This window comes from Clostridium sp. CM042 (assembly GCF_055080995.1).
In genome coordinates, this window is the sequence record NZ_CM143646.1 from 2,973,906 (window position 1) to 2,998,281 (window position 24,376).

A 24,376-nucleotide genomic window follows, 5' to 3' on the forward strand; every position below is an offset into this window, starting at 1 on the left:
TACTAGTATTAAAAGGAGTTTAATTGTGGGCACATTATATGATAAAGTTACAACAGAAGTAAATAAAATAGATGTTTCAATTATTTTGGTTAATTACAATACAAAGCAATTAACTATTAACGCGATAAATTCTATAATTGAAAAAACAGACAATTTATTATATGAAATAATAGTAGTTGATAATAATTCAAGTGATGGAAGTGTCAATTGTATAAATGCTACTTTGGGGAAAAACGTTCAAACAATAGAAGCTAAAGAAAATTTGGGGTTTGGAAGAGCTAATAATTTAGGAATAGAAATGGCTAAAGGTAAGTATACTTTTTTACTTAATACTGATACGGTTCTCATAAATAATGCAATAAAGATATTATATGATTTTATGGAGCATAATGAGAACATAGCAATCTGTGGCGGAAATTTATTTGATGAGAATAATAAACCGGCACATTCATTTTTAAAACAACTTCCATCAATTAAAACCATAATGCTAACTCCAATTATTAATAGAATCAGTAAAGTCCTTAGGAAAAAACAAAATCTGTATTTCAATTGTTATGGAAAAGAAATGGAAGTAGGCTATGTTACGGGCGCGGATATGATGATTAGAAAAAGTGTCCTAAATGAAGTCGGGTGTTTCGATCCAGAGTTTTTTATGTATTATGAGGAAACTGAATTGACGAGTAGAGTGAAGAAAAATGGATATAAAGTCTTTTCTGTGCCTCAGGCACAAATAAAACATTTAGAAGGTAAATCTTTTGCGCAAGAAAATAAAAATAGAATTAATACAAGGAAATACAAAGTGCAAATCTATAGTATGTTTCTATATTTTGAAAAAGTATATGGGAAGAAAACTGTAAAATGGGCATATTTATTTACTCAATTCTGGAACAGAGTTTCTTCTTCAATTAAAGGCCAAAGTGGATGTATAGCTATTGCGAAGGATGAATATAGACGATGGAAAATCAGAATCATGTAAGTAAAATCACCAAAGGTATATACTATCCATTATCCGTATTAATGCTTGCAGATGTATTTATTATAGTGGAAGAGTTCATAGGAAATGATAAGGTAGCATTAGTTTACAGGAACTTAAGAGGGATTTAAGAAGTAGTTGCTACAGTTGGATAGGCAGAGGAGGAGTTATAGGTGTTTAATTTTATAGAAACTAAGATAAGTGGTATATACATAATTGAACCTAAAGTTTTTGGTGACAATAGAGGATATTTTATGGAGACCTACAATAAGAATGATTTCTTTGAAGCAGGGCTTACAATGGAATTTGTTCAAGATAATGAGTCAAAATCTAAAAAAGGTGTTTTAAGAGGACTTCATTTTCAAACTAAACATACTCAAGGGAAATTAGTTCGTGTTACGCAGGGGAAAGTATTTGATGTAGCTGTAGATTTAAGAAAGGGTTCAACCACCTTTGGGAAATGGGAAGGAGTAATTCTTACAGATGAAAATAAGAAACAGTTTTATGTTCCAGAAGGATTTGCTCATGGGTTTTTAGTTATGTCAGATGTGGCTGTGTTCAATTATAAGTGTACAGATTATTATGCTCCTGAGTATGATAGTGGATTATTATGGAATGATGAAGATGTAGCTGTAGAATGGCCACTTGCTGGTATAGAGGAAATTCTACTGTCAGATAAAGATAAAATACAAAAGAGACTAAAAGATTTAGAAATACCATTTGAATATAAAGGAGTGTAATCAATTATGAAGACTTACTTAGTAACAGGTGGAGCTGGGTTTATAGGTGCAAATTTTGTGCATTACATGTTAAATAAATATTCAGACATAAAAATTATAAATTTAGACAAATTAACTTATGCAGGAAATTTAGAAAATTTAAAAGACATAGAAAAAAATAAAAACTATACTTTTGTTCAAGGCGATATATGTGACAAAGAGTTAGTAGAAAAATTATTTGCACAAAATGATATTGATTATGTTGTGAATTTCGCAGCAGAATCACATGTAGATAGGAGTATAAAAGAGCCAGAAATATTTGTTAAGACAAATGTTTTAGGTACAGTAAACCTTTTAAATATAACTAAGAATGCATGGGCAGTTGGAGATGGATTTAAAGAAGGTAAAAAGTTCATGCAAGTATCTACTGATGAAGTATATGGATCACTAGGCGCTACAGGGTTCTTCCTTGAAACTACACCACTAGATCCACACAGTCCATATTCAGCAAGTAAAACAGGTTCAGATTTAATGGTTAAAGCTTACTTTGATACATATAAAATGCCTGTAAATACAACTAGATGTTCAAATAATTATGGACCATACCAGTTTCCAGAAAAATTAATACCATTACTAATAAACAACTGCTTAAGTCATAAAGATTTACCAGTATACGGTGATGGAATGAATATAAGAGATTGGTTATACGTTGAAGACCACTGCAAAGCTATAGATATGGTTATAAATGATGGCAGGGTAGGCGAAGTTTATAATGTAGGTGGACATAACGAAAGAACTAATATGCAAATAGTTAAAACTGTTATAAGTTATTTAAATGAAAATGTGGATAGTGAAATAACAGAAAAACTAATAAGCTATGTTGAGGATAGAAAAGGTCATGACATGAGATACGGAATAGATCCAACTAAGATAAAAGATGAACTCGGTTGGTATCCTGAAACTACATTTGAAGTAGGAATAAAGAAGACAATAAAATGGAATTTAGACAATAAAAAGTGGATGGATAATATTACATCAGGTGAATACCAAAAATATTACAATAATATGTATGAAAAATAATTAACATAAGTAATACTCTTAGGGATTGTACTCTGAGAGTTTTATACCTTATATAGGGTACATATAAAGGAGACTAGGTCATGAAGATATTAATTACAGGAGCTAATGGTCAGCTAGGTCGCGAACTCGCTAATCAATATAAAGAGAAAAAAGGCATTAATTTAATACTTACTGATGTATCAGATTTGGATATAGCAAATATAAACGAAGTATATAGTTTTGTAAATGAAAATAAACCAGATGTAATTATTAACTGTGCTGCACTTACGGCTGTTGATAAGTGTGAGACTGAAATAGATATGGCATATAAGATAAATACAATAGGACCTAAAAACTTAGCAACAGCTGCAAATAAAATTGGAGCAGAAATTGTTCAAGTATCAACAGACTATGTTTTTGCTGGTGATGTTAATAAATCACTAACAGAGTTTGATTGCGTAAATCCACAAACTGTTTATGGGAAAACAAAGCTTGAGGGAGAAATACTAGTAAAGAATCACAACCCTAAGCACTATATAGTTAGAACTGCATGGCTTTATGGGGATGGAAATAATTTTGTAAAGACTATGATAAATTTAAGTAAAACTAATAAGACATTAAAAGTAGTTAATGACCAAAGAGGAACCCCTACAAGTACAGTTGATTTAGCTAGAGTTATAATAAAACTTGTCGAAGATAAGAATTATGGGCTTTTCCATTGTACATGTGAAGGCGAATGCACATGGTATGAATTTACTAAAGAAATATTTAGACTTAAAGGTATTGATACAGAAGTTTTGCCTTGCACAACTGATGAATTTAAAAGGCCAGCAAAAAGACCAGAATATTCAGTTCTTAGAAATTATATGATGGAATTAACTACCGGTGATATAACTAGAACTTGGCAGGAAGCAATTAGTGGATATTTAAAATAAATTATTTTTTATACTGTTTGATGGATTAGTAATAATGATGGAAAGACAATTAAACTTGGTCTGTGATAGAAAATAAAATTTTTTGTTAATATTATGATATACTAAATTGTAGGTTTGATAATTTTTCTAATGCTATAAAAGGGTTAGCAGTGACATAGATAAAGAAAAAAGCATATACGAACTAAGAGATAAAATTATTTAGTATTGCGGTAATAGAGCAATGACAAAAGAAAAAAATGCGGGGTGTAGATTAGTGAAAGTTGCATTGGTACATGATTGGTTAACAAATATGGGCGGAGCAGAGCGTGTTGTTATAAATCTCAAGGAAATATATACACAAGCCCCTATATATACAACGTTTTATGATCCAGATAATTTAGATGAGGAATTAAGAAACATAGATGTAAGAACATCATTTTTGCAGAAGAAAGATGGGGTTAAGTATGGTCACCAAAAATATTTTCCTCTTATGCCTATGGCATTTGAAAGTTTTAACTTGAACGAATATGATGTAGTATTAAGCAGTAGTTCATCATGTGCAAAGGGTATAATAACAAATCCGAAGTCTGTGCATGTATGTTATTGTCATTCACCTATGCGGTATGGATGGGAATTTTATTATGAATATTCCGAAAATACAGATATGGGTAAACTTAAAAAGTTTTTTCTCAAATATTTTATGAATTATATGAGAATGTGGGATAATGTTTCTTCTAATAGAGTAGATTATTTTATTGCTAATTCAGAAAATGTAGCTAGAAGAATATGGAAACATTATAAAAGGGAAAGTGTAGTAATTCATCCACCTGTTAGATGCAATTTGTTTTCACTTAGTGAGGAAAATGAAGAATATTATTTAATGGTTTCAAGGTTAGTAACCTATAAAAGAATTGATTTAGCTGTTGAGGCCTTTAATAAATTAAATATTCCATTAGTTATAATAGGAGATGGCGTTGAAAGGGAGAGGTTAGAAAAAATAGCTGGTCCTAATGTGAAGTTTTTAGGAAGACAACCTGACAATGTAATAAAAGAGCATTATTCCAAGTGCAAGGCTTTCGTTTTTCCAGGAGAAGAAGATTTCGGAATAACACCACTTGAAGCTCAAGCTAGTGGAAGGCCGGTAATAGCATATGGTAAGGGTGGAGCATTAGAAACTGTTATTGAAGGTAAAACTGGTGTGTTTTTTAAAGAGCAGAGCGTAGAATGCTTAATAGAAGCGATTACAAGATTCAAAACTATGGATTTTGATAAACTTGAAATTAGAAAACATGCGGAAACCTTTAGTGAGGAAATTTTCAAAAAGAAAATCAATGATTTTGTATTAGAAAAATACGATGAATTTAGTGGACAGAAAAAATGGACTGTTTTATAATTCGGAAGAATAAGGTGAAAAAATGATAATTTTTAATGCATTGCAGACATCCCTAAGTGGAGGGATAGGTAGATATAGCTATGAACTGGTTAAAGCTTTGCACGCTATTTATCCTGAGTCAATAAAAATTGTAATAAGGAAAGAAGATATTGATCTATTTGAATTTGTAGATAGCAGCTTACTTATTATTGCGAACAATATAAAAAATAGTAAGGATAGAAACATATATGAACAATTGGTTTTACCTCAAATTATTCATAAAAGTTATCCGGAAGCAATAATTCATTATCCAGATAGTATGGCGCCCATTTTTGCTAAAAATAAAGTTATAATTACTGTTCACGATCTAGCATTTTTAACTAGAAAAGCTGATGTTCCATTTAAAAAATATTTATGGAAAAGTGTAGCAACTAAAATATCTGTGAAAAAGGCAGAAAAGATTATTTGTATAACGAATTTTGTAAAAGATGAGGTAAATAAATATTATCCCAAGGCAAGTAATAAGGTTAATGTAGTATATAATGGGTTTAATGCTTTTTCTAATGAAAAAATAGATTTAAATAGTGTTAGTAAAAATATTAAAAACATTACAGAAAGTAAGTATCTTTTTACAATAAGTACTATATCACCACGTAAAAATATAGATGGGTTAATTAAAGCCTTTGACTTGATTAAAGATAAGATTGAAGAGAATCTTATAATTGCTGGTGCAAATGGCTGGTTATATAACTCAGTATATGAACTTGTTGTTAAATTAAATTTAAGTGATAGAGTTATTTTTGTAGGGAAAGTTAATGATGAAGAATTAAAATTCTTATACAAGAAGTCCACTTTGTTTGCTTATCCTTCGTTCTATGAAGGATTTGGGTTGCCACCATTAGAAGCTATGTCTTATGGTATTCCATGTGTTGTTTCCAATGTGACTTCAATACCGGAAGTGGTAGATTATGCAGCTTGTCTTATGAATCCCTATTCAATTGATGACATGTCATATAAATTGTTAAAGATAATTGATGACAAACAATATGCTACTGAACTAACAGAAAAAGGGTTTAAGAGAATAAAGAATTTTTCGTGGGAAACTTGTGCGAATGAAACAGTAAAAATATATAGGGATTTGAACTTATTAAAACAGTTTTTCCTATAGTATAAGAGAGGAGAGAAAAATGCAACTATTCATCGATAAAGTTAGAATTCATAAATATAAGGTATTTATTGTATCTATAATATTATTAATGTTAGCTTCAATATATTCTATTTGGCCAATTATATATATCTTTTTCATAGCAGCATTAATATTGTTTGTATATGATCCTAAATATTATATTTGGTTTATAGTATCTATATGGCCATTTACATTTCTTCATGGTCAATTCAATGAGATTATTAAGATAAGTGGTGTGATTTTATTTTTGATTCTTTTGATTAAAAAGAATAGACAAGTAAAATTATATAAATTTCAAGTGGCATTGTCTATATTTGTAATTATATCAACAATATCAGTTTTAGTATCTTTCATTTTTCCAGATGCGGTTGCTAACATAGTGGGAGTTAACAAAACTTATGGAATTAGCATTATTGCAATCCAAAATCTGTTCCAGTATTTTTATATCCTTAGTCTTGGTATGCTGGTTATAAATTATTTTGAAACTCAGCATGAAATTATAAGATTATTAAAACTTTTTATTATGATTGGAACGGTGGCAAGTTTATTTGGCATAGTATTATATTTTTTAGACAGCAAAGGGATTCATTTATCTATCCCTAACATGATTAGAAATTTCCCGGGAGGTAGAATGGGAGTTTGGGATAATAGATTGGCGGGAGTTGCATATGAACCACTTGCTTTTGGTAATCAGACTGGAATTTTAATACCATTAACACTTGCTTTTGTTTTTATTGAAGATAAAAGAAAAAAAACAATATATATGATTTTTTTACTAATTCAAGCTATAACGCTATTAATTACATTTTCAAGTGGAGCATGGATAAGTACTTTTGTGGCTATGTTTTTTATGGGAATGGTGCTATTGTATTTTTATGGAAGACAAAAAATTAACTTTAAAGTGATAGTTTATAGTATATCAACACTGATTATTTTTGGAATATGTGTAACAACTATACTAAATTACACAAATAATTCCGATTATGTGCGTTTTGTGTTGAAGGATAAATTTAAAAATTCGCAGAGTGTTAATGATAGAAGTGCAATGAATTTAATACTTATTGACATTTTTAAAGATCACCCAATTTTAGGAGTAGGAACAGGCAAATATGTTGCATATGTAGATAAATACGGCCCAGCAGATAATCCAAGATTTGGATTTATTCCAAGACCGGTACCATCAAGTTGGAGGGCAAATAATGATTATCTTACTATTTTAGCTGAGACCGGGATAATTGGGTTTTTAAGCTTTTTAGCTGCAGCTATTTTATTAGTAAAAGATTTTTTAATATCTATAATTAGAAATATAAAACATAAGAACAGCTTTATATTAATAGGTCTTTTAAGTTCAGTAGCAATTATTTTTATGCAAATGACGGTGGCGTTCTTAATATACAGCTATTATTTATGGGTGTTAGTTGGGAGTGCATATGTGATAATGAAAAATTTTGAAAGTAATGGTGATGTAATATGAATATAGGAATAGATGCTAGACCGTTAGGAAAATATAAAACAGGTATAGGATATTATTTGGAAAATTTTTTGTATAGTATATTAGAACAGGATAAAGAAAATTCATACTTTCTTTTTTCAGATCGAGATATTAATTTCCCTAGGGATAAATATAAAAATCTATACTTTATTGAGGATACTAATCCTAAGTTATTGAAAAAGACAGCTTGGTACATGATCAAGCTTCCATTTACTCTAAAAAAATATAATATAAATGTTTTCTGGGGGACTCAACATGTGTTGCCTTTAAACTTAGAAGGAATAAAAACAGTGCTAACGATACATGATTTAGTGGTGTATGAGATGCCTGAGACTATGCACTGGTACAATAAGCTTATAAATAAGATGCTTATTCCTGTCTCAATTAGGAGGGCTGATAGTATAGTAGCAGTTTCTAATTCAACTAAGGAAGGAATATACAAGTATTTCAACGCTGAGATAAGTAAAGCTAAAGTGAAGGTAATATATGAAGACGTTATACTAAGTGAAATTAATGAGTATGAGGAAAAAGAAATTTTATCTAAAAACAATTTTGCAAAATCTGGAGAATATTTGTTATATTTAGGCACATTAGAACCAAGAAAAAATATATTAACTTTGCTAAAGGCTTATGAGAAAATTGCAAAAAAAACAGAATTAAAGTTGATTTTATGTGGTAAAGTTGGCTGGAAGGCTGAAACTATATTAGATGCAATAAATAATCATGCCAATAAAGATAAAATCATTTATATGAAATATGTTTCAGATGTTGAAAAGCATGTATTAATGAAAAATTCTTTTGCATTTGTTTTTCCGTCATTGTATGAGGGTTTCGGTCTTCCGGTAGTAGAAGCAATAAAATCAAGTACTATTGTTATAGTTTCGAAATCTTCATCTTTAGAGGAACTTATTGAAATGGAAAGTTTAAAATTTAATAAATTAAATTCTAAGGAACTAAGTGATAAAGTATTGAATTTATATGAAGACAAGAATGAATATGCTAAGGCTAAAAGTTACTGCATGGAAAGAGCAAAAGATTTTAATTTGATGAAATTTGCAAGACAATATATTAATGAGTTTAATAATTTGCATAAGTGAAATTTAAAGTGGATTTGTTTTTAATATTATCGTCTAGGCATGCTATTTTATTCAAGGGATAATAGTAAAGATAATGAACATATAAAAATTGGGGGGGGGTATAATTTGTTTAATAATAATAAAATGATGCTAAAAACATCAACAATCAGTATAGTAGGAATAATATATTTTTTAAGTATATTTATTTTCAGTACTAATCTAAATGTGATAACCGTATTTTTGTTTTTTTTATTTTCACTTATATTTGTATTCTTATTTTTTAAAAGTCAAAAATTTGCATTAATTGCTCTAATATTTTCACTAGCATTGGATAAAATAGCTATTCCAATATTCAATTCAACATTTACTATTGGAACAATCATAGTGATATTAACAGTTATAAAACTTTTTTTTGACGGCACAATTTTTAAACTTAAAATATCTAAAAATACAATGTTTATTAAAATACTTTGTATAGAGTGTCTTCTGATTGTAAGTTTACTTATATCAGCTGTATTTTCTGTTAATCCTACAGCGTCAGTTAATAAAACGATGCAATTCACTATACTTATACTTCTACAAGTCATAATATACATATATAACAAGGAATTTGGTGCTAAAATAATAGTAAAATATTTAATTATCTCATCAGTATTAAATTTAATGTTCGGTTATCTACAGTACATATGCTATTATATGGACATAAATATTAATCTTATTCTTACATTTTTTGATAGAATGAGTGGTAAAGTATACTACGGAACACCTGAAATTGCTTTAAATGGGACCCAGTTTCCTAGAATGGATGGATTTTTTGCGGATCCTGCACCATTTGCTGGGTATATGATAACGATAGTATTATTAATTTTAATGTACAATATAGAGGAATTTAATGTTAAAAAAATATTATGTGTAAGTATATGTACAATAAGTGTTATATTAAGTTTTTCAAGGAGCGCCTGGGTATCATTGGGATTAATCCTTGTAATGCTAATAGTATATATTAATATTAGGTTTAAGAGAAAAGCAGTTAAAATAGATATAATTTTAGGAATATTTGTAGTCGTTTTTGCATTGGTATTTAGAGAAGGCCTATATTTAATAATATCTAGAGTTATGCAGACATTTGATTTGAAGGATGTATCTACTTCAGGACATAGGAAGTTGGCATTGTATGCTATAGAAGCATTTAAAAGTAGCCCTATAATTGGTGTTGGATTAAATAATTTTAGTGAGTTCGTTGGTTATAGAACTATGACACATAGCATGTATTTAACTTTTTTATGCGAAACAGGCGTTATAGGGTTCGTATTATATTTTTCTATATGGGCATTGATACTAAAACAATTGTGGAGGATAATAAAAAAACCACAATATAATGGAGTGGGCATATCAATTTTTTTCGTTTTGATATCAATACTTATTTGTAATATAACATATGATTATTATAATCAACTATTTATATGGGCGTATATAGGAATTGGTATATATATAATTGACCAAAATAGGAGTTGATAATAAAAAGAAGTCGAATTAAATTCGACTTCTTTTTATTATTATTTTGCATTCTATTTAGATTCATAGTTGTAAATTTTTAGTGCACCAGTTTTTTCATTAATGAATCTATTAATTAATGAATTGTGAAGAGTGGGTGATGATGGGAAATAAACATCTACTTTTGATCTTTCTGTATATATACTGCTTATAAATTGACTTATGTCAGTTACATTTTTAAATTTATTTACTATGTTGGTTGAACCACTAACCCCATGCTGCACAGCTGTAGACCAAAGCACATTTCTAACAGCAAAACTTCTTAATCTAGTTTCATAGTTTCCAGTGCCATTAAGGTTATTGACTAATATGTCATAAAATTTAGTTTTTATATAACTATGTTGTAACTCATAAAATTCATGGTAATTATCTTTTCCAAGTGTCCTCCAAGTACTATTAAAATTTGTTCCATAATTACCACCATCTAATTTACGAGCATTATTTAAAGAATTAAAGTAACTCGCATTATTTGAAGATAACCATAGTACAAAGGAGCTAAGAGATCCTAAGTTAGAAGATAATTGCCATACGCCATAAGACACTCCACCATAATCGCCTGTTCCGGAAGAAACCAACCCTGGATCTCCATTTGATTCATATTGACTAGATAAAACACCTAACATTGAATTGTTAACAGTATCAGTAACTACATACATATATGTAGCCGCCGAATATCCTTCTAATAATACCGGACCAGTGCTTGTATCTTTAATCCACTTTATCTGATAAAACTCTAAATGGCTTAGAGAATCATAAAATTTATTTGATATAATTACTTTCGAGCCATTTGGAATAGAACCAAGGCTATTTGATTGCGTTGACGGTGCTGCTCGAAGGCTTAGTGAAGCAGTATTTGTATATCCAACAATTACTCCATCACGGGGATAATCTAATGCGGACAATGAAATTGTACCCGGCGTTAAATCACTTTTGTTACATAAATCTTTAAACTCAGGTGAAGAAACAAAGGTGGAGAGTAGATAACGTCTGCTATGGCCATTCATTAAAACATTAAGCCACCAGTTAAATCCTTCTTTGTCAGGCGTTCTTAAGAGAATACCTTTATAGAGTCTTGTTATATATTCCTCTGAAGAAACTTGACTTTTAACAAATTCATCACTGCTTGTAAGTAGCTCAATTAGTTGAGCTGCTGTAATTTTTTTAGTTACAAGAAGATTTATATAATACTGTAATCCATCAGGATCAGCTCTCCTATTAAGGAAAGAATTGTATGATATGGATACAAAACCACTTACCTTTGGATATATATCTATAGGGTTAGTTAAAACTATTCGACCTTGCATAATATCATATCTGTTGCAGGTAGTTGTAAATTCAGGAGAAGCAATAATTTGGGTTAATATATTTAATCTAGAATGGTAATTATTAAGTAAGCCCGTCCAATATAATTTTCCTTCTGGGTCGGGTAACCTATTATGTATGGTTAGGTAGAGTATATTAATATACTCCTCATTAGATAAATTCTTTTGCGAAAATTCTGGACTTAGAAGGAACTCTTTTACTATATCCGCACCAGAAATTCCTCTAGACGTCAACATGTTTGTCCAATAGTTAAGCCCTTTAGTGTCTGGCTCCCTATCTTGCACACTTAAATAAAGAATTCTTACAAAATCACTGACGGAAGTTGATGCTTGTACATGTTTAGCTGGCAAAAACATACACAAAAAAATAATAAAGCAAATACTTAAAGTTAATTTTTTAAATTTCAATCTAAGAACACTCCCTCATTAGTATTTAATATAATAATAAATAAAATTACATTTAGATTTTACTAGTTAGTAGAGACCACCTCACGTTTCTTAATACCTGACTGTTGCTTATCGAAAATAACAGAGTACTTATAATTATTGGTTAATTTTTGTGATGTTCCACCTGGTAACAAATAATTTACCTTTTCTTCTACTATTATCGAGTACTCATTTGCATTATTTATAGATTCAATGGATTTTATTTTAAATGATAAGTCTTCTATTTTTGAATATTTAGATCTGTAGGCTTTTATTTCATTTTTAATATTAGTTTCAAAATCACTATTTTTAACTACTATGTCATTTATATAAGTAATATCAAGATCTTTATTGTTAATAAGGGTCTTATAAATGTCAATATAATTAAAAATAAGATCTTCAAGGTCTTTTCTATTTGCATCTACGTTTGTATAAGTAGGAGCAACATTTTTGCTTGGTTCTTTAACAGTTTCAGTTTTTGTTTCATTTTCTTTTACTGCTGTACTTTTAGGAACACCATTTTTGTCTGAGTTTTTAACAGTTTCAGTTTCATTTTCTTTTGCATTTGTACTTTTAGGAGTAGTGTTTTTACTTGATTCATTAGCAATTACGGGATTTTTTGTGGGCGTAGTAGAATTCGTTTTAATACTAGTAGAATCAGTTTTAATAGTATTTTTCTTATAAAAGTAAAATGATAGAGCTATACATAAAAACAAGATAAGAAAACCTGTTTTATATAGGGAACCTTTTTTTATCTTCATAGGTAAATTCATCCTTTCTTTTAAATATAAATTTTTAATTAATTATAGCACAAATAAAGTTATAAAAAACATTAGATACCATTATAATGTCTTATAATGGTATTTAAAAATAAAATTTGTTGAATTGTAGTATATACAGATATTTTAAATTAGTATAAAAAATATTATGCGTATATGGGAAGAATATAGTAAAATAGTAAATATTATAGTATAATTACGTTGTGGATATTTTATATTTAAGGGGTGACTTGACATGAAAAAAGCTTTATCAATTTTAACTATATTGTTAATTATAGTCGGAATTTGCGCAATTGGCGTTGGCGCTACTCGTAATAACAAAAATGAAAAAGCGCTTGTTGCTTCAGCACGACTAAGCCGCGAAGGAAGTTCAACTGAAGAAGAGAGAATCTCGAGTTTGAATTTGTATGAGAATCTTTCTGAAAAGCAGGATATAAATGCTTTGATAATAGGAGACAGTATAGGTCAAAGTAATGGTTCAGCTAATGACGATAAAAAGTGGTCTACCCTAATAGCAAAGTATGTTAAGCAAAAATATAAATCGACTATGACAACGGATTTTATTACGGGTGATAGTACAACAGGAGTACGTGCCTGGGTTGAATTGAATAATGCTAAACCCACAAAAAAATATGATGTAGCATTCATATGCTTTGGACAAAAGGATCAGTGGAATATAAAACCTGAACAATTTGGACTTTTCTATGAGAGTATTATAATTAAACTTAAAAAATCAAATCCCAATATAGAAATAATACCAATTATGGAAAGTTCATTTAGAGAATATAATAGTTATTCAAAAGTTATAAAAGATTTATCAAATCATTATAATCTTCAATATGCTGATACTATTAAGGGATTTGTTAGTTCTGGGGAAACATATGAAAATTTAACAACAGATATAGAAATTCCTAATGACAAAGGCTATAGTCAATATGCAACTACAATTGAAAAAGTTATTGAAGATAATTATAAAGCTAAGAAAAAAACAAACAGTAAGTATAGTGCTTTTTACAATGATACTAGTAAATTAAATAAATTTGTTTTTGATGATTCTCCTGATTTAAATACTGGATTTGATTTAGAAAGTGGCATGATTTCTAATAAAATTTCAGACACTTTAACTTTTAATACAACGAGTAGTGTTGCCATTATACATTTCTTGCGTAAGCCTAGTGGCGGGAAATTTAAAGTATTTATCGATGATAAGTTTGAATGCGAAGTAGATACTAAATCAAAGGTCGAGGTTAGTTATTCAAATTTAATAGCTGATGATTTAGAAGGCCCGCATAAGATTAAAATTGAAATCTCCTCTATAAATAAAGGAGAAACAGTGAAAATTTTAGGACTTGCTACAAACTAATTGCTTTATAAATTAGTGTTACATAGTGTTTAGATAAATATTGCATACCACAAGAAAAGAGGATATAATAATCAGAGTACTATATGTGGAAAGTTAGAGAAGGCAAAAATATAAAAATTTAGTATTTTCAGTAATGATTATGCAACATATGATGGAAGGGGAAAACATGAGGAAAAAGAAAAAATCAACAAAGATTATTTTAAGTTTATTTATTATTGGTGTATTAATTTTTGGAGGAGCTTTTGCTTATACTTATTATACACTTAGCAAAATAAATACTGTAAAAATATCAAAAACCGATGAGGATCTAGGTATTAAGACTGATGCATCGCCACAAGAAGAAAAGGATAACGGAATAACAAACATTGCTTTCTTCGGTTTAGATAGAAGAACCGCGGAGGAACCAAGTCGTTCAGATTCTATAATGGTACTTTCTGTGGATACGAAAAACAAGAAAATAAAAATGTCGTCTATTATGAGAGATACATATGTAGCAGTAAAAGGACATGATGAAACAAAGATTACCCATGCATATGCTTACGGTGGACCGCAGCTTGCCATAAGAACACTTAATGAAAATTTTGATTTAAATATTAGAAATTATGTTTCCGTTGATTTTTTCAATCTTGAAAAGATAATAGATAGTATTGATGGAGTAACTATAGATGTTGCTAAAGATGAGATTGATTTAATCAATACTTATATGAAGGAAACTGCTGAAATTCAAGGAAAATCAATAACTAGAATTACAAGCACAGGACCGCAGACTTTAAATGGACTTCAAGCTGTTGCATATTCGCGAATACGTTATACTACTGGAGGAGATTTTAAGAGAACTGAAAGACAAAGAACGGTATTAACAGGTATGCTTACAAAGATTCAGTCATTAGGGGCAACTGAGTTCCCATCTGTTGTTTCTAAGCTTCTACCTCTTACTGAGACAAGCATGAGTAGTATGGATGTAATGGCACTTGGTACAAAAGTGATTACTTCTAAGACAACTGATTTAGAGCAGGAGAGATTTCCAGTGGATGGCTACTGTAATGGAAAAACAATAGGTGGAGTTTGGTATTTGACTGCTGATCTTAAGGCTACTACAGATCAAATTCATAAATTTATTTACGAAAATATAAAGCCAGTGTCTAAAACACCACTCTTTTAGAGTTAGTTAAACTTTAGTTAACAAAAGATATCGAGGAAAACTACTGAAATATATTTCGGTAGTTTTCTTCGTAATATAAGATTAAATAATAAAAATAAATGATTAGGAGGTCGTATATGGTTGAAATGTTAAAAGTTATGGTTTCAATAATTAATGAATTACATGATTTAATTGAAAGTTTTTCTTCAGGTTTTAATAATCAGCTTGATGATAAGCAGCTTCATTTTATTGTAATAGCCATAATTGGTATGCTTATTTATTTTATAGTTAATATGGCATTCAAAGCTATGGCGAAATATAGCATTTCTATTTTATCTTTTATATATACATTTACTGTACTTTTGGTTATTGTTTTTGGTATCGAACTGGAGCAGAAGATTACAAATCGCGGCCAAATGGAATTTGCTGATATAGTGGCAGGAGTGTGGGGTTTCATAGCAGTTTTTGCTGTTTATATTATAATATATAATTTGATTTCCTTTATTAAAAAGAGTATAAAAAAAATGCATACTGGGAAACATATAGAAAGATAATATATCCCCCTAAGATTAATTATCTTTTTCAAAGTTATAACATAAAGATGCCACTCACATAGTGAGTGGCATCTTTATGTTATATAAGAAATCTTAATATCTTAAATCGCTATTCCAGAAATTACTACTTGAAGGATATTTAAAGCATCATCAAGCTCTGATTTTGTCGGCTACTATCTTAGCCCTTACTCCGCTTTTAAAAAACAATCTAATAGATCTAAAATCCATAATATCTGCTATAGATAATTTAATAAAAGGTGCCGCAGGTCAAGCTGTGAAAAACCTGAATATCATGTTCGACATCGATGAAAGTAAGGACTTAAAATTATTGCTATGGCATATTAAAAATGCATAATTATTCAATAAATGTTAATATGACGATATGCATAAACTTACAGTAATAATAGAATAATATGCATAAACTTATAGAAATAATACGATAATGGGGGGTAGATAAATGGAAAAAATGTTCTTTGAAGTTATAAATCAAACCGGATGATACTGCTTATCAGCATTGCATAATTTTAAAAAATTCATTTAAGATTTTTTATCTGGAATGTTTCACTTTTTATTGAATAGTATTAAGTATACTATATATTTAAAAAGTGGGTGAAATATGAGAATGACGTATAAAGGTGCCAAAATAGTAATAAATATATTTGCTGTAATAATCTTGTTTCTATTTATTTTTATTATATTTACCCCTACACATAACTTGGCTAAAAGTAGTACAAGCCTAAGTAGTATACCGAAAATCTCTCCATTTTCATTAAGAGATAATGATATAAGTTATAACGCCAAAGTCGATTCCAATATTCCTAAAGTAAAAGATAACGATGCAAGTAAGTCTGATGATTTAAAAATTGAGAGTCTTAACAAAGCAAAGGCGATGACTGAAGTAAAATGGATACCTAAGCGTAATATGGTTGATAAGAGTTGTTCTTATACTTTTATTAAAGGAAAAGTATATCAGGGGGTACCATATAGTATGGACCCATATCAAGTGTCATCTCCGAGTGATTTTCTAAATAAGATTAATAAAAATAAAGGTCTATATGGTAATGACTGTTCTGGTTTAGTTAGTGCAGCTTGGGGAATAAAAAGGCAGACTACTCTTACTCTTTATGATGAGGTAAAGAGAACTAGTAAAACAGGGAAAAAATTTGTCAGCCAAATATCCTGGGATGATTTGAAGCCTGCAGATGCTTTGCTTTTAGATAATGGCAGAGGAAAAGGACATATTATGTTATATATAGATTCTGATAAGAAAAACAGTGACAATTTAAATGTGTATGAACAAAACATACCAACAGTTGCACCCTACGAGCCGATTCCAGTAGCGAGAAAAGATGTAAGATCTAAAAGCAAATTAATGAAAAAAGGGTACATACCTATTAGGTTAATGGGACCTGCATAATGTAATTTTGAAAATACAAATAAATAAGCCCTCTATTAAATTAGAGGACTTATTTATTTTTTGTACTATTAGATGGAAAAGAAATGGATTGGTTAAGGTTGTGTATTTATACAATAATAGTTGGTGTGTATACAGTTTTAAAATTAATAAAATATAAAAATAGTAGATAAGCTAAATTAGATTACAGGAATTAATTCTAGTTAAAAATATAATATAGTTGTTTACAAATACACTGTATTACAGTATAATGATAATGAAAATCAAATGATTATGAGTATTAAATAGGAAATCAAATATATTTTTTTGCACAATAGTTGATAATGAATTTCAATATTAGTATTAAAGTTTAAGAGGAGTGATTTTATGACAAATCAAATATCGTTAATAGAAGTAGAATTGAAAACTAGGGTTAAAGTAGTAGAAATATCATTAGCAAGTAAAGTAAGAAGAAGAATAATGGATATGGGAATAGTTAAAGGTACGCAGCTTGTTGTAATAGGAAAAGCGCCTATGGGTGACCCTATAGAACTTCAGGTTAGAGGGTATACTTTAAGCCTCAGAAAAAGCGAAGCAAGAGATATTATGGTGGAATTAGTTTAGTATAAAAAATGATAATGGAGGTTGGAATGATGAATATGCCACTAAATTTTATTGGAATAGGAAAGTTTGCAGAGATCAATAGTGTACGAGGCTGCGAGAGTATGTGCAAGAAAATTATGGAGATGGGCATGAGCAAGGGTGTTATAGTAAAAATTATGAAAAATGATAATGGTCCTCTAATTGTAAAGGTTGGAGAAACGCGATTAGTTTTGGGACGTGGTATGGCACAAAAGGTTATGGTTCGTGAAGTTTAACGACAGTTCAGAATATGATTTAATAATAATATGAAATATGGGGGAGTACATGAGTGACATGAGTAGTAATAGTAAAGATTTAGTAATAGCGTTAGCTGGTAATCCTAATTGTGGGAAAACTAGTTTATTTAATTCACTAACTGGTTCCAAGCAACATGTTGGTAACTGGCCAGGAGTTACAGTTGAAAAAAAAGAGGGTAAATTTAAATTTGAAGGCAGAAACATAATTGTGGTTGATTTACCAGGAACTTATAGTCTTGGAGCATATTCAGATGATGAAGTAGTAGCTCGTGATTTTATATTGAAAAGTAAACCAGATGTAGTAATTAATGTGATTGACTCAAGTAATATTGAAAGAAATTTATATTTAACTATGCAGATTTTAGAAACTGGTGCAAAGATGGTTTTAGCACTTAATATGATGGATGAAGCAAAAAACAAAAACATAGAAATAAACGTTAATAAAGTATCAAAAGCTTTAAATACACCTGTGGTTGCCACAGTGGCAACTAGGAGTGAAGGTATAAAAGAACTTATAAGGGAAGCCATAAAAATAGGCGATTCAGAGCGACATAATGTCTTTAGAGTTAATTATGGTAGTGATATAGAAAAAGAAATTGAGTTACTTGCAGAAACTTTTTCAAAGGGGCCGGAAAATTTGGAATACCCAGTGAAGTGGGCATCGCTTAAGCTTTTAGAAGGTGATGAATATATAAAAAAATATGTAAATGAGAATGAAAATGCCGAAAAGATAAATACTACATTAGAAAAAAGTATAGAAAATTTAATTGAAAGAATAGGTTATGAACCAGATGCATTTATAATAGATAAAAGATACGAACTAATAAGTAAAGTAGCACAAGACAGTGTTAAAAAAGAAATATCAAATGTAGAAAGTACTTCTGATAAAATAGATAAATGGACTACTCACAAGTGGTTTGGAATACCGATATTTGCATTAGTAATGTTTCTTATGTATCAGCTATCAATGACTTTTGGGAATGAGTTTTTAGGGGGAATAGTAGATAGTGGATTTACTGCTCTAGGAGATTTTGTTGGCGGCATTTTAGCTAGTATGGGAACTCCTGAACTGTTACAATCATTTATAACTGATGGAATAATAGGAGGACTTGGAGCAGTACTTGTGTTTACACCTATGATTTTCACTATGTATTTTCTTATAGCTATTCTTGAAGATAGCGGATACATGGCAAGAGCAGCTTATATAATGGATAAATTTATGAATTCTATAGGGCTTCATGGTAAAACAGCAGTATCCCTTATAATTTCTAGTGGCTGTAACGTAGCAGGAATTATGTCTACAAGAACACTAGATAGTAGAAAAGATAGAATGGTAGCTATACTTATAAATCCTTTTGTATCTTGTAGTGCAAGACTTCCAGTTTATGCATTGTTTGCTGGTGCTTTCTTTGCAGGCAGAAAAATTTGGATTTTTGATGCAAGCGGAGTTATTGTATTTGGCCTTTACACGCTAGGCATTGCAGTTGCAATATTAATGGGTAAATTTTTAAGCGCGAAAGTATTTAAAGGAGAAGAATCTTATTTTGTAATGGAACTTCCACCTTATCGTATACCTACAGCTAAAAGTGTATTTATTCATATGTGGGAAAAATCATCTCATTTTCTAAAAAAGATGAGTACAATTATATTGGGCCTGGTTATAATTGTTTGGGTACTTTCAAACTTACCAGTGGGCGTTGAGCCAGGAACTAGAGAGAGTTTAATTGGATCAGTAGGGTCAGTTATTGCTCCAATATTTAAACTAGCAGGTTTTGGAACTTGGCAGGCAGGAGTGGCACTTATAACAGGTCTTGCTGCTAAAGAAGCAGTAGTTAGTACTTTGGGAACAGTTTATGCAGCATCAAATGATGCATCACTAACTGCGGCTATTCAACAGGCATTTACACCTCTTACATCTTTAGCGTTTATGGTAATGACTTTATTGTATTGTCCTTGTGCAGCTACAATAGGTGCAATAAGAAGAGAAACAAACTCGAGAAAATGGGCTATTGCAGCAGTAATATATACTTGCGTTATTGGTTGGATAGCAGCAGTTTTAGTATACCAAATAGGAAGGCTTTTAGGCTTTAGGTAGTATAAATTAAATAAGTATAGAATTTTATTGAGAATGAATATTAATATCAAAATTAAAATAGAAGGGAGGGTGTATTATGTTAATGAAAGTACTTGCAAGATTAGCTCAAGGCGGAAGGTATTCTAATAATATTATGGCCAAGGAATTAGGAATAGATGAAGGTATGGTTGAGCAAATGCTAGTACAACTTCAGAGGCTCGGATATATTGAAAAGGAAGATATGGCGACGTGCTCAGATGGGTGTGATTGTGGAAGTAGTTCTAAAAAAGCGAGCTGTTGTAGTAGCTCAAATGTGAATATAAATATGTGGAAGATTACAGAGAAAGGTAGGGAAACCGCATTAAAGGTAACATAATATAAACCAAAACCCTTGGTAAAGCAAAGGGAAAGAAACCGCTGAAATATATTTATTTCAGCGGTTTTTATTTGCGGTATCTTACTTTTCCATCTGTTGATCTATTTTCGTGTGCGTTATTGTTTTTCTTTTTACATATATAATTGAAGGTACTGATCTTTCGCCTAGGCTGTCGCAAGGAGTGTTTATGAGTTCATCATTATAATATAAGGTAGAAGAAGAACCCCCGTCTAAATTAGCAGCATTATAAGCTCCAAATTCATACAATTCGTTTTGTACTTCTCTTAAAGTAGCTCCTAAGCTATTTAGCTGCCTACCATCAATTACTATTAATATTATTGCACCATCTTTTCTTTGTGCAATAGCTGTTCTAGGTGCAATGCCCCAGCCTCCATCACCACTGTTTATAGTTTTCTTTCCGTTAACTATGATGGCGGGGCCAAAAGATACTGCTTCAGTTGCTCCAATCTTTTTCATATCTTTAATGGAATGAGGACCAACTAATAACTTTCCCGATTTAGTTAATCCTACAACATTTCCTTTCTCATTTTCATTTGTTATACCATTATAGAGCTGTGGTTTTTACCTTTTTAAACGGACCATAATAAATTAAAAACGGACCTGTAATTGTTGTATAATTATATTACTAAATATGGAGATTATGAATAAGCATCTGAAAGCTCAACTCGCACGGTTTCATTTGTACTTTTCATTTTGCTATTATATAGCATATTTTCATTAAGTACCTTTTTAGACGGAAGTTTAACTGTAAACGTACTTCCACTCCCAAATTCACTTTCAACAGATATACTACCACCATGTAATTCTACAATTGACTTAACTAAACTTAAGCCAATACCTGTACCTTCTGCATTTCTTGATAGTGATTTGTCTACTTGCTTAAATCTATCAAATATCATATTCAAGTACTTGTCTTCGATACCGACACCAGTATCTTTGACTGATATTTCAACAAATTCATTCTTATCTTTAACATTTACAAATATTTCATCGCCTTCATCTGAAAATTTTATTGCATTTGATATAAGATTCAATACTACTCTCTCTACTTTTTCTGGGTCACAAGCGATAACTTTTTCTTCTGTATCTGTATCAAAAATGATTTTTAATCCTTTGCTGTCAGTAAAATTTGTTACAGACATAGCTATTTCTTCTACAAATTCGACTATATTATTATTCGATAGGTTCAATTTAAAGAACCCTGCTTCAATTTTTGATAAATCAACTATGTTATTAATCATTTTAGATAATCTATAGGAATTTTGCTTAATTGATTCAATATATTTAATAATTGAATCCTTCTTTTCGTCCAGGGATTCACCAGTGCAATACATATTTAATAACTGAGTTGTTGCAAATATAACATTTAATGGAGTTTTAAGTTCATGGGATATGTTAACTAGAAATTCTCCCTGCAATTTTAATGCTTTTTCCATTACTATATTAGACTTTATTTCAGGGGTAACGTCTATTATTAAAATTAATATTTCCTCGATTTCTCCATTTAATTTAAACACTGGTTCAAATATAAGATTCCAATATATCTCGTCCCCATTTATCAAATATTTTTTTTTATTTAAGTACATAGTTTTCTTTTCTTTTAAAACCTCACTAATACATTTGTAATATTCAGTTGTTTTGAGAGTTCCTAGTAAACTTTCAGCCTTATTATTTCGTATAAGCTTAATTGATTTAAAATCAGGCCGTAGCAATTTAATAATATCAAATGCCTTTTTATTTATATCAATAATCTTTAAATCTGGACATGATAATCTAATAACAGGTAAATCAAAAGTATCTACCACTCTGTTCAACATTTCAAATCGGTATCGCACGGAGGCCAAGTCAGGTTGATTCTTAATTAGCTTGGGCGTCCTCTTTACAATTTGATTTTTAATAGCATTTTGCGTAACATTAATAGTAGTCTGAAATAGGTACTTCATCTTATTGTTCTCAAATATAGGTGATAGGGTAGAATCCCAATAAGTTATACCTCTCGCAAAGTTATCAAATTTGAAATCTTTTATATAGTTTGCCTTTTGTGACTCAAGAACAGTATTATAAATAACTTCAACTTGGCTTCCGGAAAATCCAGGTACAATTTCTCTAATAGGTCTACCTATACTATTTTTTTCTTTATTAAAATGAGAATCCGTAAAATCAAGGTATTTTTGATTCGCTTTAAGTAATATTAAATCAGGTACACTGTAAATAGCTACACCCGATATGTTATCTATAAATGATTGCTCAACAAACATGAGCTTGTCATTAAGTCTGGAATTTGGGTTCTCAATAAAAGTATACATTTTTTCATTCGTCCCTTTAATATGAGAAAGCGATATATTAACTTCTCTTGATTGACTGGATTTTGTAAATATATAGCCTGAATAGTTACTATCTATAGTATCAAGAAGTATTTGTGAGTTGATTTTTAGCATTTCTCCTATTTCTGTGAGTGATCTACCTAACAATTCATCTAACGTATACCCTGTAAAATCAAGAAAATCTTTATTAACCCCTGTTATAATATTATCACACGAATATAAAAATGGTTCTATTATTTTGCTACTAAAAGTAGTTTCCATCATATTTCCCCCAATTTTTTTAACATACTAAATATACTTATTCTTACATATTAGCATATAATACAATATATTGCCATATATAATCATGTAATTATGCGATTTTTACTCTAATTTTATGATATTTTATACAGTAATACATTATGTTACTTTTTTTAAATAATTATTGGAATAATATTACAAATGTGGTATAATTATAAATGTCTAACATACTAAAATATTACAGGGGATGTTATTTTATGATTGTAATAATGTGAATAGCTCCGAAGGAGATAAATAGCCCGAAGGAGATAAATAGCCCGAAGGAGATAAATAAGGTATAGAGAAAATAAGTAATATGAAATCGTATTCATAAAAACTGAAAAATGTAATAGCTTCAGGCTAGCTATAAAAAGCCTGTAAATATAAGGGGGTAAAATCGTATGAAACAGAATAAAGTAAGTGACAAATTCCATGCTATAAGCGGTAAAATCTTTCCCTTACATGGTAGATGGCTTGTGGTAAGTAGCATTGTATTGGTGGTTGCAATAATAGGTACAGGAAGTTACTATATTACACAACATAAATTAACTGAAACGGAAAGCCCTAAAACGGTACAAGCAGTTGAGTTAAATAAAGAGTTAGTTAATAAGGCGGTTGAGATAAAAGCAAATGATACCGTAGAAAAAATAAGTGATGATGAGTTATCACTTTATAGTACAATGCATAAAATGATAAACAGTAAAATTGTAGCAGAAGATGGGAAAATATGGGGTGAAATAGAAATAACCCCCGACAAATGCAACCAACTAATTGCGGAAGTTACAAAAAGTAAATATCCTGATAAAGCGACTTTGTTACAATTTCTTGAAAGGTGGAAAGACAATAATTTTAAAAGTGGGGTGAACGAACATAATTACCTATGGGATGGACTTGGGGGCACAATAGGAAAAGCAAGCGATATGAGACCTTAAGGTAAAAGGGATGCACTTTCTCCTGCGTGACTCCAAATGAGAGATTGAAACGTGAAATTCAATTAACAAATTCTAATCTTTTGTGAATATAAAATTCTCTAGCGCTCACACTCGACATCCTGTCTCGGGTTCGTTAGACTCCCGTCCT

Annotated in this window: 23 protein-coding genes and 1 pseudogene; 20 read left to right on the forward strand and 4 right to left on the reverse strand. The window is 30.1% G+C overall.

Annotated features, from left to right (window positions below; translation table 11 throughout):
* Positions 1-25: 25 nt before the first annotated feature.
* From ACWJJ7_RS14230 to ACWJJ7_RS14275, 10 genes are all read left to right on the forward strand, one after another.
* Positions 26-976: a glycosyltransferase family 2 protein gene (locus tag ACWJJ7_RS14230; protein WP_462962665.1), complete on the forward strand. Its 951-nt coding sequence runs from the start codon at positions 26-28 to the stop codon at positions 974-976.
* Positions 955-1,104, forward strand: coding sequence for a hypothetical protein (locus ACWJJ7_RS14235; protein ID WP_462962666.1), 150 nt, complete (start codon positions 955-957; stop codon positions 1,102-1,104). The genes ACWJJ7_RS14230 and ACWJJ7_RS14235 overlap by 22 nt, the downstream gene beginning before the upstream one ends.
* 42 nt (positions 1,105-1,146) lie before the next feature.
* The gene (rfbC, locus tag ACWJJ7_RS14240; RefSeq protein WP_462962667.1) at positions 1,147-1,713 is read left to right on the forward strand and encodes a dTDP-4-dehydrorhamnose 3,5-epimerase; all 567 of its coding nucleotides are present in this window, start codon (positions 1,147-1,149) and stop codon (positions 1,711-1,713) included.
* 6 nt (positions 1,714-1,719) lie between these two features.
* The gene (gene rfbB, locus ACWJJ7_RS14245; protein ID WP_462962668.1) at positions 1,720-2,772 is read left to right on the forward strand and encodes a dTDP-glucose 4,6-dehydratase; all 1,053 of its coding nucleotides are present in this window, start codon (positions 1,720-1,722) and stop codon (positions 2,770-2,772) included.
* 80 nt (positions 2,773-2,852) lie between these two features.
* Positions 2,853-3,686, forward strand: a complete 834-nt coding sequence (gene rfbD, locus ACWJJ7_RS14250; RefSeq protein WP_462962669.1) for a dTDP-4-dehydrorhamnose reductase — start codon at positions 2,853-2,855, stop codon at positions 3,684-3,686.
* Between the two features lie 253 nt (positions 3,687-3,939).
* Complete coding sequence (locus tag ACWJJ7_RS14255) at positions 3,940-5,058, forward strand: glycosyltransferase family 4 protein (protein ID WP_462965000.1); 1,119 nt, start codon at positions 3,940-3,942, stop codon at positions 5,056-5,058.
* 22 nt (positions 5,059-5,080) lie between these two features.
* The gene (locus ACWJJ7_RS14260; protein ID WP_462962670.1) at positions 5,081-6,205 is read left to right on the forward strand and encodes a glycosyltransferase family 4 protein; all 1,125 of its coding nucleotides are present in this window, start codon (positions 5,081-5,083) and stop codon (positions 6,203-6,205) included.
* A gap of 19 nt (positions 6,206-6,224) precedes the next feature.
* Positions 6,225-7,697 carry an O-antigen ligase family protein gene (locus tag ACWJJ7_RS14265; protein WP_462962671.1) on the forward strand — a complete coding sequence of 491 codons (1,473 nt, stop codon included), beginning with the start codon at positions 6,225-6,227 and terminating at the stop codon, positions 7,695-7,697.
* Positions 7,694-8,812 (forward strand): glycosyltransferase family 4 protein, encoded by a 1,119-nt coding sequence (locus ACWJJ7_RS14270; protein ID WP_462962672.1) that lies wholly within the window; start codon positions 7,694-7,696, stop codon positions 8,810-8,812. Before ACWJJ7_RS14265 ends, ACWJJ7_RS14270 begins: the two co-directional genes overlap by 4 nt.
* Positions 8,813-8,917: 105 nt before the next feature.
* The gene (locus ACWJJ7_RS14275) at positions 8,918-10,306 is read left to right on the forward strand and encodes an O-antigen ligase family protein (protein WP_462962673.1); all 1,389 of its coding nucleotides are present in this window, start codon (positions 8,918-8,920) and stop codon (positions 10,304-10,306) included.
* Positions 10,307-10,359: 53 nt separating this feature from the next.
* Here ACWJJ7_RS14275 and ACWJJ7_RS14280 read toward each other — a convergent pair whose 3' ends face one another.
* Positions 10,360-12,075 carry a DUF4214 domain-containing protein gene (locus ACWJJ7_RS14280; RefSeq protein WP_462962674.1) on the reverse strand — a complete coding sequence of 572 codons (1,716 nt, stop codon included), beginning with the start codon at positions 12,073-12,075 and terminating at the stop codon, positions 10,360-10,362.
* Between the two features lie 62 nt (positions 12,076-12,137).
* Positions 12,138-12,854 carry a hypothetical protein gene (locus ACWJJ7_RS14285; protein ID WP_462962675.1) on the reverse strand — a complete coding sequence of 239 codons (717 nt, stop codon included), beginning with the start codon at positions 12,852-12,854 and terminating at the stop codon, positions 12,138-12,140.
* A gap of 253 nt (positions 12,855-13,107) precedes the next feature.
* On the opposite strand from ACWJJ7_RS14285, the gene ACWJJ7_RS14290 reads away from it, so the two are divergent.
* The 9 genes from ACWJJ7_RS14290 to ACWJJ7_RS14330 all read left to right on the forward strand — a co-directional run bounded on the left by ACWJJ7_RS14290 (position 13,108) and on the right by ACWJJ7_RS14330 (position 20,672).
* The gene (locus tag ACWJJ7_RS14290; protein WP_462962676.1) at positions 13,108-14,235 is read left to right on the forward strand and encodes an SGNH/GDSL hydrolase family protein; all 1,128 of its coding nucleotides are present in this window, start codon (positions 13,108-13,110) and stop codon (positions 14,233-14,235) included.
* A gap of 166 nt (positions 14,236-14,401) precedes the next feature.
* Positions 14,402-15,397, forward strand: coding sequence for an LCP family protein (locus ACWJJ7_RS14295; RefSeq protein WP_462962677.1), 996 nt, complete (start codon positions 14,402-14,404; stop codon positions 15,395-15,397).
* Between the two features lie 116 nt (positions 15,398-15,513).
* Positions 15,514-15,930 carry a hypothetical protein gene (locus ACWJJ7_RS14300; RefSeq protein ID WP_462962678.1) on the forward strand — a complete coding sequence of 139 codons (417 nt, stop codon included), beginning with the start codon at positions 15,514-15,516 and terminating at the stop codon, positions 15,928-15,930.
* A gap of 163 nt (positions 15,931-16,093) precedes the next feature.
* Positions 16,094-16,285 carry a hypothetical protein gene (locus ACWJJ7_RS14305; RefSeq protein ID WP_462962679.1) on the forward strand — a complete coding sequence of 64 codons (192 nt, stop codon included), beginning with the start codon at positions 16,094-16,096 and terminating at the stop codon, positions 16,283-16,285.
* A gap of 261 nt (positions 16,286-16,546) precedes the next feature.
* Positions 16,547-17,347 carry an NlpC/P60 family protein gene (locus tag ACWJJ7_RS14310; RefSeq protein WP_462962680.1) on the forward strand — a complete coding sequence of 267 codons (801 nt, stop codon included), beginning with the start codon at positions 16,547-16,549 and terminating at the stop codon, positions 17,345-17,347.
* 363 nt (positions 17,348-17,710) lie between these two features.
* Entirely contained in the window at positions 17,711-17,947 is a 237-nt protein-coding gene (locus tag ACWJJ7_RS14315) for a FeoA family protein (protein ID WP_462962681.1), read from the forward strand.
* Positions 17,948-17,976: 29 nt separating this feature from the next.
* Complete coding sequence (locus ACWJJ7_RS14320; RefSeq protein WP_462962682.1) at positions 17,977-18,201, forward strand: FeoA family protein; 225 nt, start codon at positions 17,977-17,979, stop codon at positions 18,199-18,201.
* Positions 18,202-18,250: 49 nt separating this feature from the next.
* Positions 18,251-20,317, forward strand: a complete 2,067-nt coding sequence (gene feoB, locus ACWJJ7_RS14325; RefSeq protein WP_462962683.1) for a ferrous iron transport protein B — start codon at positions 18,251-18,253, stop codon at positions 20,315-20,317.
* 76 nt (positions 20,318-20,393) lie between these two features.
* A complete protein-coding gene (locus ACWJJ7_RS14330) occupies positions 20,394-20,672 on the forward strand; it encodes a FeoC-like transcriptional regulator (protein WP_462962684.1) in 279 nt (92 codons plus the stop codon).
* A gap of 81 nt (positions 20,673-20,753) precedes the next feature.
* Here the strand turns inward: ACWJJ7_RS14330 and ACWJJ7_RS14335 are convergent.
* Positions 20,754-21,245, reverse strand: a pseudogene (locus ACWJJ7_RS14335) (phosphodiester glycosidase family protein); the annotation flags it as partial.
* Positions 21,246-21,331: 86 nt separating this feature from the next.
* The gene (locus ACWJJ7_RS14340) at positions 21,332-23,278 is read right to left on the reverse strand and encodes an ATP-binding protein (protein WP_462962685.1); all 1,947 of its coding nucleotides are present in this window, start codon (positions 23,276-23,278) and stop codon (positions 21,332-21,334) included.
* Between the two features lie 419 nt (positions 23,279-23,697).
* Here ACWJJ7_RS14340 and ACWJJ7_RS14345 point away from each other — a divergent pair, with 419 nt between their 5' ends.
* Positions 23,698-24,228 carry a DUF6241 domain-containing protein gene (locus ACWJJ7_RS14345; RefSeq protein WP_462962686.1) on the forward strand — a complete coding sequence of 177 codons (531 nt, stop codon included), beginning with the start codon at positions 23,698-23,700 and terminating at the stop codon, positions 24,226-24,228.
* The last annotated feature ends 148 nt before the right edge of the window (positions 24,229-24,376 follow it).

Excerpts from the sequence above, each read along its gene's own strand:
- ACWJJ7_RS14310 (WP_462962680.1), top strand. The coding sequence starts at position 16,547 with ATGAGAATGACGTATAAAGGTGCCAAAATAGTAATAAATATATTTGCT.
- rfbB (WP_462962668.1), top strand. The coding sequence starts at position 1,720 with ATGAAGACTTACTTAGTAACAGGTGGAGCTGGGTTTATAGGTGCAAAT.
- ACWJJ7_RS14345 (WP_462962686.1), top strand. The coding sequence starts at position 23,698 with ATGAAACAGAATAAAGTAAGTGACAAATTCCATGCTATAAGCGGTAAA.
- ACWJJ7_RS14235 (WP_462962666.1), top strand. The coding sequence starts at position 955 with ATGGAAAATCAGAATCATGTAAGTAAAATCACCAAAGGTATATACTAT.
- rfbD (WP_462962669.1), top strand. The coding sequence starts at position 2,853 with ATGAAGATATTAATTACAGGAGCTAATGGTCAGCTAGGTCGCGAACTC.
- ACWJJ7_RS14340 (WP_462962685.1), bottom strand. The coding sequence starts at position 23,278 with ATGGAAACTACTTTTAGTAGCAAAATAATAGAACCATTTTTATATTCG.
- ACWJJ7_RS14295 (WP_462962677.1), top strand. The coding sequence starts at position 14,402 with ATGAGGAAAAAGAAAAAATCAACAAAGATTATTTTAAGTTTATTTATT.
- ACWJJ7_RS14265 (WP_462962671.1), top strand. The coding sequence starts at position 6,225 with ATGCAACTATTCATCGATAAAGTTAGAATTCATAAATATAAGGTATTT.
- ACWJJ7_RS14290 (WP_462962676.1), top strand. The coding sequence starts at position 13,108 with ATGAAAAAAGCTTTATCAATTTTAACTATATTGTTAATTATAGTCGGA.
- ACWJJ7_RS14320 (WP_462962682.1), top strand. The coding sequence starts at position 17,977 with ATGAATATGCCACTAAATTTTATTGGAATAGGAAAGTTTGCAGAGATC.
- ACWJJ7_RS14330 (WP_462962684.1), top strand. The coding sequence starts at position 20,394 with ATGTTAATGAAAGTACTTGCAAGATTAGCTCAAGGCGGAAGGTATTCT.
- ACWJJ7_RS14260 (WP_462962670.1), top strand. The coding sequence starts at position 5,081 with ATGATAATTTTTAATGCATTGCAGACATCCCTAAGTGGAGGGATAGGT.
- ACWJJ7_RS14285 (WP_462962675.1), bottom strand. The coding sequence starts at position 12,854 with ATGAAGATAAAAAAAGGTTCCCTATATAAAACAGGTTTTCTTATCTTG.
- ACWJJ7_RS14270 (WP_462962672.1), top strand. The coding sequence starts at position 7,694 with ATGAATATAGGAATAGATGCTAGACCGTTAGGAAAATATAAAACAGGT.
- ACWJJ7_RS14300 (WP_462962678.1), top strand. The coding sequence starts at position 15,514 with ATGGTTGAAATGTTAAAAGTTATGGTTTCAATAATTAATGAATTACAT.
- ACWJJ7_RS14315 (WP_462962681.1), top strand. The coding sequence starts at position 17,711 with ATGACAAATCAAATATCGTTAATAGAAGTAGAATTGAAAACTAGGGTT.
- feoB (WP_462962683.1), top strand. The coding sequence starts at position 18,251 with ATGAGTGACATGAGTAGTAATAGTAAAGATTTAGTAATAGCGTTAGCT.